Here is a 14,856-nt window from a genome sequence, read left to right as displayed (position 1 = left end):
CGCTCCTCAGTAGGTGAAGAAACCGCGGCCGCTCTTGCGCCCCAGCCAACCGGCCGCGACCATTTCCTTGAGCAGCGGGGCAGGGCGGTACTTGCTGTCGTTGAAGCCTTCATGGAAGGCCTCCATGATCGCCAGCAGGGTGTCCAGGCCGATCAGGTCGGCCAGGGCCAGCGGGCCGATCGGCTGGTTGCAGCCCAGGCGCATACCGGTGTCGATGTCCTCGGCACTGGCCAGGCCTTCCTGGCGCACGAAGATCGCTTCGTTGATCATCGGCACCAGGATGCGGTTGACCACGAACCCAGGGCGGTTGCCGGCGGTGATCGGGGTCTTGCCGACCTTTTCGGTCACCACCAGCGCTTGGGCGTAGGTGCTGTCGCTGGTCTGCAGGCCGCGAATGATCTCGACCAGCGCCATCATCGGCACCGGGTTGAAGAAATGCACGCCGATGAAGCGTTCGGGGTGCTCGATGCTGGCCGCCAGCTGGGTGACCGACAGCGACGAGGTGTTGGTGGCGATCAGGCAGTCGGCGGCGACGTTGGCGGCCACCTGCTGCAGGATGCGCTGCTTGAGCTGCAGGTTCTCGGTGGCGGCTTCGATCACCATTTGCGCGCTGCTGAGCTGGGTGTAGTCGGTGCTGGTGCGAATGCGGGTGCGGGCAGCTGCCGCCTTGTCGGCGTCGAGGGTACCCTTGGCGACCTGGCGCTCGAGGTTCTTGCTCAAGGTGGCCACGCCGCGCTCCAGCGCAGCGTCGGACACGTCCACCAGCAGCACCTGGTAGCCGGCCACCGCACACACCTGGGCAATGCCGTTGCCCATGGTGCCTGCGCCGATCACGGCAATCTGTTCAATGCTCATGTGTCAGGCTCCCTCAGACGCGCTCGAAGACCAAGGCGATGCCTTGGCCACCACCGATGCACATGGTGGCCAGGGCATAGCGGCCCTGGATGCGCTGCAGCTCATGGATGGCCTTGGTGGCGATGATCGCGCCGGTGGCGCCCACCGGGTGACCCAGGGAAATGCCCGAACCGTTGGGGTTGACCTTTTCCGGGTCGAAGCCCAGTTCGCGAGCCACGGCGCAGGCCTGGGCAGCGAAGGCTTCGTTGGACTCGATCACGTCCAGGTCCTGCACACTCAGGCCGGTCTTCTCCAGCACCTTGCGGGTGGCCGGGATCGGGCCAAGGCCCATCAGTTCAGGCTCGACGCCGGCATGGGCATAGCCCACCAGGCGGGCCAGGGGCTTCAGGCCCAGGCGGCGCACCGCATCACCAGTGGCCAGTACCAGGCCGCCAGCGCCGTCGTTGATGCCACTGGCGTTGCCGGCGGTGACGGTACCGTCTTTCTTGAACACCGCCTTCATCCCTGCCAGTTGCTCGGCGGTCACCTCGCCACGCACATGCTCGTCAGTGCTGAACTGCACGCTGCCCTTGCGGGTTTTCAGTTCCAGCGGAACGATCTGGCTGTTGAAGCGGCCTTCGGCGATGGCGCGGGCAGCGCGGCGCTGGCTGGTCAGGGCCAGTTCATCCTGCATTTCGCGGGTGATGCCGTGCTTGGCCGCAACGTTCTCGGCGGTGATGCCCATATGGAAGTGTTCGAACGGGTCCTGCAGCACGCCGACGGTGTAGTCGATGCCTTGCAGGTCACCCATGCGAGCGCCCCAGCGTGCCTGCGGCAGCAGGTACGGGCCACGGCTCATGGATTCGGCGCCCGCCGCCACGGCCACATCGGTGTCGCCCAGCAGCAGGCATTGGGCTGCCGAGACGATGGCCTGCAGGCCCGAGCCGCACAGGCGGTTGACGTTGAATGCCGGGGTTTCCTTGGGGATGCCGGCGTTCATTGCCGCTACGCGGGCCAGGTAGGCGTCACGCGGTTCGGTGGGGATCACCGTGCCCATCACCAGGTGGCCGACTTGCTCGGCGGCCACGCCCGAGCGCTCGATGGCGGCGCGGGTGATGGCGCTGGCCAGGTCGGCCAGCGGCAGGTCCTTGAGGGAACCGCCAAAACCACCAATGGCTGAACGGACGGCACTGACGACGTAGATTTCTGCGCTGCTCATAGGGGCTCCGATTGCGAAGGCATGGCGGGACCGGGCCAGGCTCTGCGAGAATGGCCGACGATCCCGGAGTGGGACCGAGTCTAGGCAAAGGCTCTGTTGCAGCCTATGCCGGAACTGTTCAGACAACCTGGCACTTTTTGCCACTCAGCATAGACAGCGAAAACCGCCATGCGCGATAGCGATTCGGTCGCCGTGTACTTCCTCAATGCCATGCTCCATGCCCTGCGCGACTGCCCCGCCGAACGCGATGCGCAGCTGCGTGCGGTGGGCATCGACCCACAACTGCTCGAGCAGCCCCAGGCGCGTGTACCGGCCAAGGCCTTCGCCCAGCTGTGGCTGGCGCTGATCCAGCGCCTGGACGATGAGTTCTTCCGCCTCGACAGCCACGGCATGCCGCCGGGCAGTTTCGCCCTGATCTGCCGGGGCCTGATCCTGGAGCCGAACCTGGAGAAGGCCTTGCGCCAGTGCATGGGCGGTTTTGGCCTGTTCCTGCGCGATCTGCGCGGCAGCCTGACGGTGCGTGGCGGGCGGGCGCTGATCAGCGTGCAGTCGAGCATCGCCGACCCGCTGACCCGGGTGTATGCCGAGGAAACCTACCTGGTGCTGATGATCGGCATGCTGTGCTGGCTGGCCGGGCGGCGGATCGCCATCGACCGCACCGAGCTGGCGGTGTCGCGCCCGGCCCAGGAAGACGACCTGCTGCTGTGGGGGCCGGACCTGCGCCTGGGCAGCGGGCGCACCGAGGTGGAGTTCGACAGCGCCTACCTGCGCCTGCCGGTGGTGCAGGATATGGCGGCCCTGAAAACCTTCCTGCGCAGTGCGCCGCAGGGGCTGGTGATTCGCTTTCGCAACCAGAACGGGCTGGTGGCCGAAGTGTACCGGCACCTGCGGGCGCGGCGTTATGGGCAGTGGCCGACGCTGGCGGCGCTGGCGCAGCAGCAGGGGGTCAGTGCCAGTACTTTCCGTCGGCAGCTGGAGCGGGAAGGGCGTTCGTACCAGCAGATCAAGGATGAGGTGCGCCGGGCAATGGCCTTCGAGCGGTTGCGCGAAGGGGAGTTGAGCATTGCCGAGATTGCCGAGCAGACCGGGTTCCAGGAGCCCAGTGCGTTTCACCGGGCATTCAAGAAGTGGACCGGGCAGAGCCCCGGCAGCTACCGGGCGCGGTTGGCCGGGCGTTGAGATGTTGCCTGTGCCGGCCTCTTCGCGGGTGAACCCGCTCCCACAGGGGACTCACAGAATCTGAAAAATGTGCTGTACCTGTGGGAGCGGGTTTACCCGCGAAGAGGCCGGCACAGGCAGTCAAGAGTGATCAGGCCGGCACCATGGCAAACCCGACCCCGAAGCGGTTCCAGGCATTGATGGCGGCAATTGCCAGGGTCAGGTTGGCCACCTCGGCCGGCTCGAAGTGTTCCTGCAAGGCTTCATATTCGCCCTGCGGCGCGCCGTGCTCGGGCAGCCTGGTCAGGCTCTCCACCCAGGCCAGCGCAGCACGTTCGCGCGGGGTGAAGTAGGCGGTTTCCTGCCAGACGCACAAGGTCTGCAGGCGTGCCTCGGTCTCACCGGCCTTGCGCGCATCGTTGGCGTGCAGGTTGACGCAGTAGGCGCAGCCGTTGATCTGCGAAGCCCGCAGGCGCACCAGTTCCAGCAGGGAATTCTCCAGGCCACTCTTGGCCAAGGCCTGCTCCAGGCCGACCATGGCTTTGTAGGCTTCGGGCGCGTGCTTGGCCCATTCGATACGGTTGTGCATGTTTATCTCCAGTATTCGAGGCTGGCATCGTCCCTGTAGGAGCAGCCTTGCGCTGCGAAAGCGCCCGTGCGGGCAGTGCCGATTTGGCGCATGGCGCTTTCGCAGCGCAAGCCTGCTCCTACAGGGAAATGCGTTGCTGGTTGAAAGTGAGCTGATGGTAGCGCCGGCCCAGGTCCTCCCCGATAGCCAATCACGCGCATAAACGGGAGGCCAATCGGCCATTCGGGAGGCCACTGACAGGCATCCAATCTCTTCATTTCTGCCAGGCCGCCGAAGCCCGGATAATGATCAGGTCTTGCAACAGGGGAACCGATTCATGTCCGAAGAACGCTACATGCGCGAAGCGCTCGACCTGGCCCGCGCCAACATTCAGGCCGGTGGCCGGCCCTTCGGCGCCGTGCTGGTGTACCAGGGGCAGGTGCTGGCGCGTGCGGTCAACGAGATCCACAGCACCCAGGACCCGACCGCCCACGCCGAGATGCAGGCCATCCGCAAGGCCAGCCATGCCCTGGGTCAGGCACGCCTGGACGGCGCCGAAATCTACGCCAGCGGCCACCCATGCCCGATGTGCCTGGCGGCCATGCACCTGTGTGGCATCGAGCGGGCCTGGTTTGCCTACGACAACGCCGAGGGCGAGCCCTACGGCTTGTCCACCGCGGCGGTATACGCGCAGATGGCTCGCCCGCCCCAGCAACAGAGCCTGCCGCTGCGCGCCCTGAAGCCCAGCGGCGAAGCCGGTCTTTACCTTGAGTGGAAACAGGCCAACGCACAATGAGAGCGGCACTGAACCTGCTGCTGGTCATGCTGCTGGCACTGAACCTGCGGCCGATCCTGACCAGCATCGGCCCGTTGCTCGAACCCATGCGCGCAAGTACTGGCCTGGGTTACCAGCAGGCGGCCTTGCTGACGGCGTTGCCGGTGCTGTGCATGGGCCTGGTGCCCTTGCTGCAAACCTGGTTGCGGCGCTGGATCAGCGAACATGGCGGCATGCTCGCTGGCCTGTCTGCCATCGCCCTGGCCTGCCTGTGGCGCCTGCAACTGGGCAGTGCCTGGGCGCTGATTGCCAGTGCGGTGGTCGCCGGCCTGGGGGTGGCGGTAGTGCAGGGCATGATGCCGGGGCTGGTCAACCGCTGGTTTCCCGGCCGCCTGGCAGGGGCGATGGGCCTGTATTCGGCTGCGCTGATGAGCGGCGGCGGCCTGGCCGCCGTGCTTGGGCCGCACATCAGTGGCTACTTCGGCCACTGGCAGGTCGGCCTGGGCGTGTGGGCGATCCCGGCTGTGCTGGCGGTGCTGGCCTGGGCCGTGCTGCGGCCACGCCAGGAGGCGCCGAAACTGGCCGGTGCCGCCGGCGGTCATTGGTTCGGTACGCGTCGGGCCTGGTTGCTGGCGCTGTACTTTGGCTTGATCAACGGTGGCTACACCAGCATGGTGGCCTGGTTGCCGGCCTATCACATCGAGCATGGTGGCAGCGCCCAGGGCGGTGCCGACCTGGTTGGCCTGATGACCATCTTCCAGGTGGCCGGTGCATTGGGCTTGCCGCTGTTGCTGCGGCGCTGGGCAGACCGACGCCCGGGCCTGTGGCTGGCCTTGGCGATCCAGCTGGTGGGTTTTCTCGGCCTGCTGCTGGCACCCACGCTGGCCTCGGGGCTGTGGGTGGCGATGATCGGTTTCGGCCTGGGCGCCTGCTTCAGCCAGAGCCTGACGCTGACCCTGGAGCACCTGAAGACGCCTGCCGAGGCTGGCAGCCTGGCGGCGTTCGTGCAGGGCATCGGCTTCATCATCACCGGCATCGTGCCTTACGTCACCGGCTGGTTGCGCGACATGAGCGGTGATTTCCAGGCCTCGTGGACGCTGCTGACCGTGACCGTGGTGGCAATGCTGTTGGTTACCACGTGGTTCAACCCACGCGGTTATGCCGCGGCGATTGCCCGCCCGGTAGTCGCGGGCAAGGCCGCACCGGTCAACTGAGGCGCTGCAGGGTGTCGCGCACCCGGTCCAGCGCCGGGTCGATGTCCAGCAGCTCGATGGCGCCGAAGCCCAGCAACAGCCCCGGGCGCACTGGCGCTTCGCTGAAGAACGGCGCCAGCGAGTACAGGCCGACTTCCACCTTGCGTGCGAGGTTGGCCAGCAACTCGACATCGACCCCAGGTTTGGCCAGGGCGCTGAGGTGGAACCCGGCACTGGCGGGGATGGCGCTGAACCACGGTGCCAGGTCGCCGCCCAGCCGTGCGAGGATGCGTTCGCGACGGGCGCTGTAGACCTCGTGGCAACGGCGGATGTGCTTGTTCAGGTGGCCTTCGCCGAGAAAGCGCGCCAGTGCCCACTGCAACAGGGTCGGGCTGTGCCAGTCGCTGAGGTGCTTGGCCACGCAGGCGGCCTTCAGCACGTCGGGCGGCAGTACGGCGTAGCCCAGGCGCAACTCGGGCAGCAAGGTCTTGGAAAAGGTCCCCACATAGGCCACCAGGCCATGGCGGTCGAGGCGCTGCAGAGCGTCGGCGGCTGGGCCGTGGTAGCGGAACTCGCAGTCGTAGTCGTCTTCGATGATCAACGCACCCAGCTCGGCGGCCCGTGCCAGCAGGGCGTGCCGGCGTGGCTCGCTCATCGGCATGCCCAGCGGGAATTGGTGCGAGGGCGTCACATAGATCAGCCGGGTGCCGTCGGCGATCTGCTCCACGCACAGCCCTTCATCGTCCACCGGTACCGATTGCAGGCGCGCGCCGAGGGCCAGGAACAGTTGCCGCGCTGGCGGGTAGCCCGGGTCTTCCATGGCTACCTGGCAACCCGGCTCGACCAGTACCCGTGCGATCAGGTCCAGTGCCTGCTGGGCGCCGTTGCACACCAGCAGGTCAGCGGCGCTGCAGTGCACGCCGCGGGCATAGGCGACATGATGGGCAATGGCCTCGCGCAGCTCCGGCAGGCCCTGGGCAGGGAACTGCCGTTCGGGATGGCGCTGGCTGCGGCGCAGGGCATAGTTCAGGCAACTGCGCCACTGGTCGAACGGGAACTGCGCCTTGCTCGAGGCCCCGCCGATGAAGTCGTAACGCGACGGAGCCTCCAGCTGGCGTCGGCTAAGCACGGTGGCGCGCTGCTGCCAGCGCTCGAGCGACGCGGCACCAGCCAGGGGAATGGCGGGCGATTCGCTGCTGCGCAGCGACTGGCGCGGGGTGACGAAGGTGCCCCGGCCGACCACGCCGCTCAGCAGGTTGTCGTAGGTCAGCCGGGAATAGGCCTCGGCCACGGTCTTGCGCGACACGCCCAGCTGCTCTGCCAGCAGGCGGCTTGGCGGCAGTTGGGTGCCGGCGGCCAGGTGGCCGCTGTCGATGCCGGCGCGCAATTGCTGGTAAAGCTGGTCGGCCAGGCCTTTGCGGCCTTCCAGGCGAATGTGCAGTTCCATGGAGCGGTCCGGAGCGGGGAAGTGCTCAGGATAGCGGATTGGCTGTGTAGGAGCGGCCTTGTGTCGCGAAAGGGCTGCGCAGCAGCCCCGGCGATATCTGCGTTGAGGCTGAATTCCCGGGGCTGCTGCGCAGCCCTTTCGCGACACAAGGCCGCTCCTACAAGAGCGAGACCGCAAGCTGATGCTCAGAACCGGGCAGTACTCACCGTGATGTAGCCCTTGTCTGCCAGCGCGATACGTATCACCGTCTCGTCCGCCGGCGCCTTGCGGTTGCGCTTGATGCGCACGCCTTCCACCGCCGCCGCTTTCATATGCTCGGTGATGGCCCGCCCGTTCGGGTCGAAGAACAACTCGCTGGCCAGCAACTCGATACGCTCGATCAGTTGGCGGGAGCGTTCATCGGTGGCGCAGAAGAACATCACCCCCGACAGGTGGGGGTCTTCGTCCGGGTTGTTCATGTCATGGGCCAGCAATTCGCGCAGGGTGCTGCGCAATTCGGCAGTGGGGTGGGCGTACAGGTGCATGCGGAACCTCCTCTGGATCGCGACCTTGCGTCATCCAGTGCCGATCATGTTTTCAGTGGGCAGGGGGCAACAAGTAGGACGCATCCGAGCAGCGCGTAGGAGTTTTCTGAAGATGCAGGAGTGACACCGCAAGCTGGCGAGAGGACGGCGCATGGTTCATCACGAAATGGGGGGAGTGAGCAACCGGCGATGTGCTCGCCTGGAGATGGGGTTAAGGCTATCAAGTGCCTGTCTTGAGTTTTGAGGTGGTGCGTAAATCGAGCGCCGCCCGCGCGGCGCATCGCGAGCTACGCTCGCTCCTACGTTTGTTTCAGGCCAGTCATGCCTGCGCCATCTGCGCGCGACCGCCTTGTTTGTACGACGCGATAATGAGCCATGCGCCAAGGCGTTCGCGCGCAAATCCCATAGGATTAATTGGCCCGAAACAAACGTAGGAGCGAGCGTAGCTCGCGATGCGCCGCGCGGGCGGCGCTCGACCTCACCGGCGCCACAAAACCCACGCCAAGCATTTTTATACGGCTGGACCGCATGGCGGCCCCTGTCAGCATCAGCGCCCAACCTCCTGCTTGAAACGCAAGCGCCAGCCATGCAGCAACGGTTCGGTATAGCCACTGGGCTGCTGCCGCCCCTTGAACACCAGCTCCCGCGCAGCGCGGAAGGCATGCGATGCCTCGAAGCCCGCCGTCATCGGCCGGTACGCCGGGTCCCCGGCATTCTGCTGGTCGACTACGCCGGCCATGCGTTGCAAGGTCGCCTCGACCTGCTCGGCATCGACCACCCCGTGGTGCAGCCAGTTGGCAATGTGCTGCGCCGAAATCCGCAAGGTCGCACGGTCTTCCATCAAGCCCACATCATGGATATCCGGCACCTTGGAACAGCCCACCCCTTGCTCGACCCAGCGCACCACGTAACCGAGGATACCCTGGCAGTTGTTGTCCAGCTCGGCCTGGATTTCGGCTGCGCTCCAGGGCCGCTCGGGGCTGACCGGGACACTGAGCAAGTCATGCAGCAACTCGGCGCGCTGGGCATTCAGGTCAACCTGTTCCAGCGTTTGCTGCACGGCCGTCACATCCACCTGGTGGTAGTGCAGCGCATGCAGTGTCGCGGCTGTGGGCGAGGGCACCCAGGCCGTGTTGGCGCCGGCCCTGGGCTGGGCGACTTTCTGTTCCAGCATGGCCGCCATCAGGTCGGGCATGGCCCACATGCCCTTGCCGATCTGCGCCTTGCCGCGCAGGCCACAGGCCAGCCCCACCAGCACGTTGCTGCGCTCGTAGGCCTGGATCCAGGCACTGCCTTTCATGTCGCCCTTGCGCAGCATGGCGCCGGCTTCCATGGCCGTGTGCATCTCGTCACCGGTGCGGTCGAGGAAGCCGGTGTTGATGAACACCACCCGTGACGCGGCGCTGGCGATGCAGGCTTTGAGGTTGACGCTGGTACGCCGCTCCTCGTCCATGATGCCCATCTTCAGCGTGTGTGCGGGCAGGCCCAACAGGGCTTCGACGCGGCCGAACAGCTGGTCGGCAAAGGCCACCTCGGCCGGCCCGTGCATCTTCGGCTTGACGATGTACAGGCTGCCCTCGCGGGAATTGCCACGGCGCTTGAGGTCATGCAGGCCGATCAGGCTGGTGACCACGGCATCGAGGATGCCTTCCGGGATTTCCCGGCCATCGCGGTCGTGGATGGCCGGGTTGGTCATCAGGTGGCCGACGTTGCGGATGAACAGCAGCGAACGGCCCGGCAGAGTCAGGGGCTGGCCGTCTGCGCCGTGGTAGTGGCGGTCTTCGGCCAGGGTGCGTTCGAAGGTCTTGCCGCCCTTGCTGACCTGTTCGCTGAGGTCGCCCTTCATCAGGCCGAGCCAGTTGCGGTAGACGTTGACCTTGTCGTCGGCGTCCACGGCGGCTACCGAGTCTTCGCAGTCGATGATGGTGGTGAGCGCGGCCTCCAGCAGGATGTCCTTGACCCCGGCCGGGTCCTGCCGGCCGATGGCGTTGGCTGGGTCAACCTGGATTTCGAAATGCAACTGGTGATGCTGCAACAGGATCGCTGTTGGCGTGTTCGGCTCACCTTGGTAGCCACGCAATTGCGCGGGGTGCCTGAGGCCGACCTGGCGGCCATCGGCCAGGGTTACCTGCAGCGTGCCCTGGCTGATCGCGTAGGCCTTGGCGTCGTTGTGCGACGCACCGTCGAGAGGGGCCGCGGTGTCGAGGAACTGCCGGCCATAGGCGATCACCTTGGCGCCGCGTTGCGGGTTGTAGCCCTGGCCACGCTCGGCGCCCTCGGTTTCGGCGATGGCATCGGTGCCGTACAGGGCATCGTACAGCGAGCCCCAGCGGGCGTTGGCGGCGTTGAGGGCGTAGCGGGCGTTGCTCAGTGGCACCACCAGTTGCGGGCCGGCCTGCACGGCGATCTCGCGGTCAACGTTGCGGGTGCTGACCTGCACGCTTGCCGGGGGCTCTACAAGGTAGCCGATGCCTTGCAGGAAATGCTGGTAGGCGGCCATGTCACGGATCGGGCCGGGGTGCCGGCGGTGCCAGTTGTCGAGTTCTGTCTGCAGGCGCTCGCGTTCGGCGAGCAGGGCGCGGTTTTGTGGTGCGAGGTCGTGGATCAAGGTGCTGAAGCCTTGCCAGAAGGTGCGGGCTTCGATGCCGGTGCCGGGGAGGACCTCATCTTCGATGAAGCGCTGCAGGGTGGGGGCGATCTGGAGTGGATGGTTTGGCATTGTCTGTTCGCTCGATGTTCAGTCTTCTGGGTAAATGTTGCTTTTGCTGGCCCTTTCGCGGGTGAACCCGCTCCCACAGGGCTTTCACAAGGCCTGAGGCCTGTGCAGCACCTGTGGGAGCGGGTTTACCCGCGAAGAGGCCGGCACAGGATTCAGAGGGCAGCCGCCCCGGCCTTGGCCACCTGGGCATCCTGCTCGGCCTTGACCCCGGACACGCCGATCGCCCCCACCACCTGGCCATCCACTCGCAGCGGTACGCCACCTTCCAGGCTGGTCAGCAGCGGCGCGGTAACGAAAGCGGTACGGCCACCATTGACCATTTCCTCGTAATCCCGCGTCTCCTTGCGCCCCAGCGCGGCAGTGCGGGCCTTTTCCATCGCGATGTAGGCGCTGGCCGGCGCGCAGCCGTCCAGGCGCTCCAGGGCCAGCGGGTGGCCGCCGTCGTCGACCACGGCAATGGTCACGTTCCATTGTTGTGCCTGGGCTTCCTGGCGGGCGGCGGTCAGCACTTTGGCGACTTCGGCCTGGCCGATCACGGACTTGCTATGCATGGTGGTTCTCCGGGTTCAAGGCTGCTTCGACGATTTCGATCCAGTGCCGCACCGGTGTGCGCCCGGCCCCGTCGAGGTGGGCCTGGCAGCCGATGTTGGCGGTGGCGATGACTTGCGGTTTGCCGCTTTCAAGGGCGTTGAGGCGGTTGTCGCGCAGTTGTAGCGACAGCTCGGGTTGAGTCAGCGAATAGGTGCCGGCCGAGCCGCAGCACAGGTGGCCGTCCGGTACCGGGGTCAAGGTGAAGCCAAGGCGTGTCAGCAATGCCTCCACCGCCCCCCCCAGCTTCAGCGCGTGCTGCAGGGTGCATGGGCAATGGAAGGCCAGGCGCTGTTCGACGCACACGCCCAGTTGCTCGACCGGCTCGTCGCGCAGCACCTCCACCAGGTCGCGGGACAGGGCGCTGACCCGTGCGGCCTTGGCGGCGTAGCGCGGGTCCTTTTCCAACAGGTGGCCGTAATCGCGCACGAACGCGCCGCAGCCGCTGGCGGTTTGCACGATGGCCTCGGCGCCGGCTTCGATGGCAGGCCACCAGGCATCGATATTGCGCCGCGCCCGTTGCAGGCCTTGTTCCTGGGCATTGAGGTGGTAGTCCACCGCGCCACAGCAGCCGGCCTGCCGGATTGGCACCACGCTGATGCCCAGGCGGTCCAGCAGGCGTGCGGCGGCTGCGTTGGTGTTGGGCGACAGGGCCGGTTGCACGCAGCCTTCCAGCATCAGCACCCGCCGCGCATGGCGCGGTGCGGGGCGTTGGCCGGGGGCGGTGACCCGCGCCGGCAGCTTGCGCTTGAGCGTGGCCGGTAGCAGTGGGCGCAGGGCCTGGCCGCTTCGGGTCAGGGCCTTGAACAGCGCCGGGCGTGGCACCACTGCACGCAGGCCCTGGCGCAGCAGGCGCTGGCCGAGCGGGCGTGGCACCTGCTGTTCGACCACGGCGCGGCCAATGTCCAGCAGGTCGTGGTACTTCACCCCGGACGGGCAGGTGGTTTCACAGTTGCGGCAGGTCAGGCAGCGATCCAGGTGCAGTTGGGTACTGGCGGTGATCGGCGCGCCTTCGAGCATCTGCTTGATCAGGTAGATGCGCCCGCGTGGGCCGTCCAGTTCATCGCCCAGCAGCTGGTAGGTGGGGCACGTGGCGGTACAGAAGCCACAGTGCACGCAGGAGCGCAGGATGCTTTCGGCCTCGTCGGCGCGGGCCAGGTGCCGGGCGGTTTCGCTCAAGTTGGTTTGCATGGTCTGGCCTCACAGGTCCGGGTACAGGCGGCCAGGGTTGAACACACCCTGGGGGTCGAGTTGCTGCTTGAGCGCTCGGTGGTAGCGCATCAGCGCGGCGGGCAGCGGTGGGCTGCTGGCAGCGCCAGGGACATGGCAGGTGGCGTGGCCACCGACCTTGGCGACCTGCTCGCGGATGTGCTGCGCCGGTGCCGTGGACTTGAGCCAACGCTGCGCGCCACCCCAGTCGATCAGCTGCTGGCCGGGCAGGTCCAGCTCGCCGGTGGTGTTGGGCACGGACAAGCGCCACAGCGGCGCGGGGCCAGTAAAGAACGCCAGGCGCTGCTCGCGCAGGTCGCTCCAGAAGCTGCTGTCCAGTGCCTCGCCGCCCAGGCGCTGGCGTGCCGACTGCACCGAGCCTTCGCCGCCTTCCAGGCGCAGGTACAGCGCGTCACCGTCATGGCAGGCCGCGCTGATCGGCAGCGGCTGCTGGCCCCATTCAGCCAGCTCCGCCAGCGCCTGGTGGCGGCCCATCGGCAGGCGCAGGCTGAGGCACTGGCGCGGGCGTGGCAGCACTTTCAGCGACACCTCGGTCAGCAGCCCGAGGCAGCCGAAGCTGCCCGCCATCAGCCGCGACACGTCGTAGCCGGCAACGTTCTTCATCACTTCGCCACCAAAGCGCAACAGCTTGCCGTGGCCGGTGATTACCCGTGTGCCCAGCACATAGTCGCGCACCGACCCGGCCCACGGCCGCCTGGGACCGGACAGCCCGGCCGCGACCATGCCACCCAGGGTGGCGTCGGGGCCCAGGTGCGGTGGTTCGCAGGGCAGCATCTGGCCAGCTTCGTGCAGTGCCGCCTCGATCTCGCGCAGCGGCGTGCCGGCGCGGGCGGTGAGCACCAGTTCGGTCGGGTCGTAGCTGACGATGCCGCGGTGGCTGCGGGTGTCCAGCACCTCGCCGGTCACCGGGCAGCCGAGCATGGCCTTGCTGTTGCCACCCTGGATACGCAGCGGCGTGGCCTGGCTCAGCGCCTGGTTGACCTGCTCCAGCAGGGCCTGGCTGATGTCGCGGTCCATGCTCATCAGAAACGCTCCAGTTCGGGGAAGGGCAATTGCCCATGGTGCACGTGCATGGCGCCGAATTCGGCGCAGCGGTGCAGGGTGGGGATGTTCTTGCCGGGGTTGAGCAGGCCTTGCGGGTCGAAGGCAGCCTTGATCGCATGGAACAGGGTGATTTCGTCGCTGTTGAACTGTGCGCACATCTGGTTGATCTTCTCGCGCCCCACGCCGTGTTCGCCGGTGATGCTGCCGCCTACGGCCACGCACAGCTCGAGGATCTTGCCGCCGATGGCTTCGGCACGTTCCAGCTCGCCTGGCAGGTTGGCATCGAACAGGATCAGCGGGTGCATGTTACCGTCGCCGGCATGGAACACGTTGGCCACGCGCAGGCCGTATTCGGCGGACAGGTCGCTGATGCCCTTGAGCACCCGTGGCAGTTCGCGGCGCGGGATGGTGCCGTCCATGCAGTAGTAGTCCGGGGAGATACGCCCCACCGCCGGGAAGGCGTTCTTGCGCCCGGCCCAGAAGCGCACGCGCTCGGCCTCATCGCAGGCCAGTCGCACATCACGCGCACCGGCCTGGGCCAGCACGGCGGCGACCCGTTCGCAGTCATCGTGCACATCGGCTTCGACGCCATCCAGTTCGCACAGCAGGATGGCCGCAGCGTCAACCGGGTAGCCGGCGTGGATGAAGTCCTCCGCTGCGCGGATCGCCAGGTTGTCCATCATCTCCAGGCCGCCGGGGATGATCCCGGCAGCGATGATCTCGGCCACTGCCCGGCCGGCGTCCTCGACGCTGTCGAAGCTGGCCAGCAGCACTCGCGCCACCTGGGGCTTGGGCAGTAGCTTGACGGTAACTTCGGTGACGATGCCGAGCATGCCTTCAGAGCCGGTGAACAGTGCCAGCAGGTCGAAACCGGGGCTGTCCAGGGCATCGCTGCCGAGGGTCAGGCGTTCGCCCTCGACCGTGAGGATTTCCACCTTGAGCAGGTTGTGCACGGTCAGGCCGTACTTGAGGCAGTGCACGCCACCGGCGTTCTCGGCGACATTGCCGCCGATGGAGCAGGCAATCTGCGAGGACGGGTCCGGCGCATAGTACAGGCCGTGGGGCGCGGCCGCCTGGGAGATGGCCAGGTTGCGCACGCCGGGCTGCACACGGGCGAAGCGGCCCTGCGGGTTGACTTCGAGAATGCGGTTGAACCGCGCCATCACCAGCAGGATGCCTTTGGCCAGTGGCAGGGCGCCACCCGACAGGCCGGTACCGGCGCCGCGTGCCACCACCGGCACGCCACGCTGGTGGCAAAGCCTGAGCAGCGCCTGCACCTGCTCCAGGCGCTCGGGCAGCACCACCAGCAGCGGCACCGTGCGGTAGGCTGAGAGGCCGTCGCATTCATAGGGCTTGAGGTCTTCCTCGCGGTGCAGGATCTCGAGGTCCGGCAGGGCAGCGCGCAGCGCTTGCAGCAGCGCCGCCCGATCCACGTCGGGCAGCGCGCCATCGACGCGTTCGTCGTAAAGGATATTCATCGGCTCACTCGGCAACGGTTTTTGTTGTTGTTGGCAAAGCGTTCACCCTTGCAGCCTGCGCGTGGCAGCCGCCGCGGTC

Annotated in this window: 13 protein-coding genes; 3 read left to right on the top strand and 10 right to left on the bottom strand. The window is 66.9% G+C overall.

The features are described 5' to 3' along the window. Positions 1-6: 6 nt before the first annotated feature. A complete protein-coding gene (locus E5221_RS17010; protein ID WP_013973109.1) occupies positions 7-855 on the bottom strand; it encodes a 3-hydroxybutyryl-CoA dehydrogenase in 849 nt (282 codons plus the stop codon). 13 nt (positions 856-868) lie between these two features. Further along, entirely contained in the window at positions 869-2,053 is a 1,185-nt protein-coding gene (locus tag E5221_RS17005) for an acetyl-CoA C-acyltransferase family protein (protein ID WP_061551710.1), read from the bottom strand. 168 nt (positions 2,054-2,221) lie between these two features. On the opposite strand from E5221_RS17005, the gene E5221_RS17000 reads away from it, so the two are divergent. Further along, positions 2,222-3,232, top strand: a complete 1,011-nt coding sequence (locus E5221_RS17000; RefSeq protein ID WP_182329449.1) for an AraC family transcriptional regulator — start codon at positions 2,222-2,224, stop codon at positions 3,230-3,232. A 130-nt stretch (positions 3,233-3,362) separates the two neighbouring features. Here the strand turns inward: E5221_RS17000 and E5221_RS16995 are convergent, their stop codons facing one another. Then, complete coding sequence (locus E5221_RS16995) at positions 3,363-3,800, bottom strand: carboxymuconolactone decarboxylase family protein (RefSeq protein WP_023661771.1); 438 nt, start codon at positions 3,798-3,800, stop codon at positions 3,363-3,365. A gap of 316 nt (positions 3,801-4,116) precedes the next feature. On the opposite strand from E5221_RS16995, the gene E5221_RS16990 reads away from it, so the two are divergent. Together E5221_RS16990 and E5221_RS16985 are read left to right on the top strand one after the other, a co-directional pair. Beyond that, a complete protein-coding gene (locus E5221_RS16990; RefSeq protein ID WP_039613922.1) occupies positions 4,117-4,575 on the top strand; it encodes a nucleoside deaminase in 459 nt (152 codons plus the stop codon). Continuing rightward, positions 4,572-5,768 carry a CynX/NimT family MFS transporter gene (locus E5221_RS16985; protein WP_182329450.1) on the top strand — a complete coding sequence of 399 codons (1,197 nt, stop codon included), beginning with the start codon at positions 4,572-4,574 and terminating at the stop codon, positions 5,766-5,768. The genes E5221_RS16990 and E5221_RS16985 overlap by 4 nt, the downstream gene beginning before the upstream one ends. On the opposite strand, the gene E5221_RS16980 is transcribed toward E5221_RS16985, so the two are convergent. The 7 genes from E5221_RS16980 to glcD all read right to left on the bottom strand — a co-directional run bounded on the left by E5221_RS16980 (position 5,761) and on the right by glcD (position 14,777). After that, positions 5,761-7,194, bottom strand: a complete 1,434-nt coding sequence (locus E5221_RS16980) for a PLP-dependent aminotransferase family protein (protein WP_182329451.1) — start codon at positions 7,192-7,194, stop codon at positions 5,761-5,763. The genes E5221_RS16985 and E5221_RS16980 overlap by 8 nt on opposite strands. 185 nt (positions 7,195-7,379) lie before the next feature. After that, positions 7,380-7,718 (bottom strand): hypothetical protein, encoded by a 339-nt coding sequence (locus tag E5221_RS16975; protein WP_061551706.1) that lies wholly within the window; start codon positions 7,716-7,718, stop codon positions 7,380-7,382. Positions 7,719-8,265: 547 nt separating this feature from the next. Continuing rightward, complete coding sequence (locus E5221_RS16970) at positions 8,266-10,437, bottom strand: malate synthase G (protein ID WP_247846046.1); 2,172 nt, start codon at positions 10,435-10,437, stop codon at positions 8,266-8,268. Between the two features lie 152 nt (positions 10,438-10,589). Further along, positions 10,590-10,988, bottom strand: a complete 399-nt coding sequence (locus tag E5221_RS16965; RefSeq protein WP_003260918.1) for a heme-binding protein — start codon at positions 10,986-10,988, stop codon at positions 10,590-10,592. Next, a complete protein-coding gene (gene glcF, locus E5221_RS16960; protein WP_054572626.1) occupies positions 10,981-12,216 on the bottom strand; it encodes a glycolate oxidase subunit GlcF in 1,236 nt (411 codons plus the stop codon). The genes E5221_RS16965 and glcF overlap by 8 nt, the downstream gene beginning before the upstream one ends. 9 nt (positions 12,217-12,225) lie before the next feature. Next, the gene (glcE, locus tag E5221_RS16955) at positions 12,226-13,278 is read right to left on the bottom strand and encodes a glycolate oxidase subunit GlcE (protein ID WP_247846044.1); all 1,053 of its coding nucleotides are present in this window, start codon (positions 13,276-13,278) and stop codon (positions 12,226-12,228) included. Then, the gene (glcD, locus tag E5221_RS16950) at positions 13,278-14,777 is read right to left on the bottom strand and encodes a glycolate oxidase subunit GlcD (protein ID WP_054572628.1); all 1,500 of its coding nucleotides are present in this window, start codon (positions 14,775-14,777) and stop codon (positions 13,278-13,280) included. Before glcD ends, glcE begins: the two co-directional genes overlap by 1 nt. Positions 14,778-14,856 lie beyond the last annotated feature (79 nt).

Source organism: Pseudomonas sp. A2, from assembly GCF_023100865.1.
Lineage (GTDB): Bacteria > Pseudomonadota > Gammaproteobacteria > Pseudomonadales > Pseudomonadaceae > Aquipseudomonas > Aquipseudomonas asiatica.
This window is presented reverse-complemented; position numbering and strand designations above follow the sequence as displayed.

Bases quoted from the DNA above. Each gene is read 5' to 3' on its own strand.
- E5221_RS16965 (WP_003260918.1), bottom strand. From the start codon at position 10,988: ATGCATAGCAAGTCCGTGATCGGCCAGGCCGAAGTCGCCAAAGTGCTG.
- E5221_RS16970 (WP_247846046.1), bottom strand. From the start codon at position 10,437: ATGCCAAACCATCCACTCCAGATCGCCCCCACCCTGCAGCGCTTCATC.
- E5221_RS16990 (WP_039613922.1), top strand. From the start codon at position 4,117: ATGTCCGAAGAACGCTACATGCGCGAAGCGCTCGACCTGGCCCGCGCC.
- E5221_RS17005 (WP_061551710.1), bottom strand. From the start codon at position 2,053: ATGAGCAGCGCAGAAATCTACGTCGTCAGTGCCGTCCGTTCAGCCATT.
- E5221_RS17010 (WP_013973109.1), bottom strand. From the start codon at position 855: ATGAGCATTGAACAGATTGCCGTGATCGGCGCAGGCACCATGGGCAAC.
- E5221_RS16975 (WP_061551706.1), bottom strand. From the start codon at position 7,718: ATGCACCTGTACGCCCACCCCACTGCCGAATTGCGCAGCACCCTGCGC.
- E5221_RS16980 (WP_182329451.1), bottom strand. From the start codon at position 7,194: ATGGAACTGCACATTCGCCTGGAAGGCCGCAAAGGCCTGGCCGACCAG.
- glcF (WP_054572626.1), bottom strand. From the start codon at position 12,216: ATGCAAACCAACTTGAGCGAAACCGCCCGGCACCTGGCCCGCGCCGAC.
- E5221_RS16995 (WP_023661771.1), bottom strand. From the start codon at position 3,800: ATGCACAACCGTATCGAATGGGCCAAGCACGCGCCCGAAGCCTACAAA.
- glcE (WP_247846044.1), bottom strand. From the start codon at position 13,278: ATGAGCATGGACCGCGACATCAGCCAGGCCCTGCTGGAGCAGGTCAAC.
- E5221_RS17000 (WP_182329449.1), top strand. From the start codon at position 2,222: ATGCGCGATAGCGATTCGGTCGCCGTGTACTTCCTCAATGCCATGCTC.
- glcD (WP_054572628.1), bottom strand. From the start codon at position 14,777: ATGAATATCCTTTACGACGAACGCGTCGATGGCGCGCTGCCCGACGTG.
- E5221_RS16985 (WP_182329450.1), top strand. From the start codon at position 4,572: ATGAGAGCGGCACTGAACCTGCTGCTGGTCATGCTGCTGGCACTGAAC.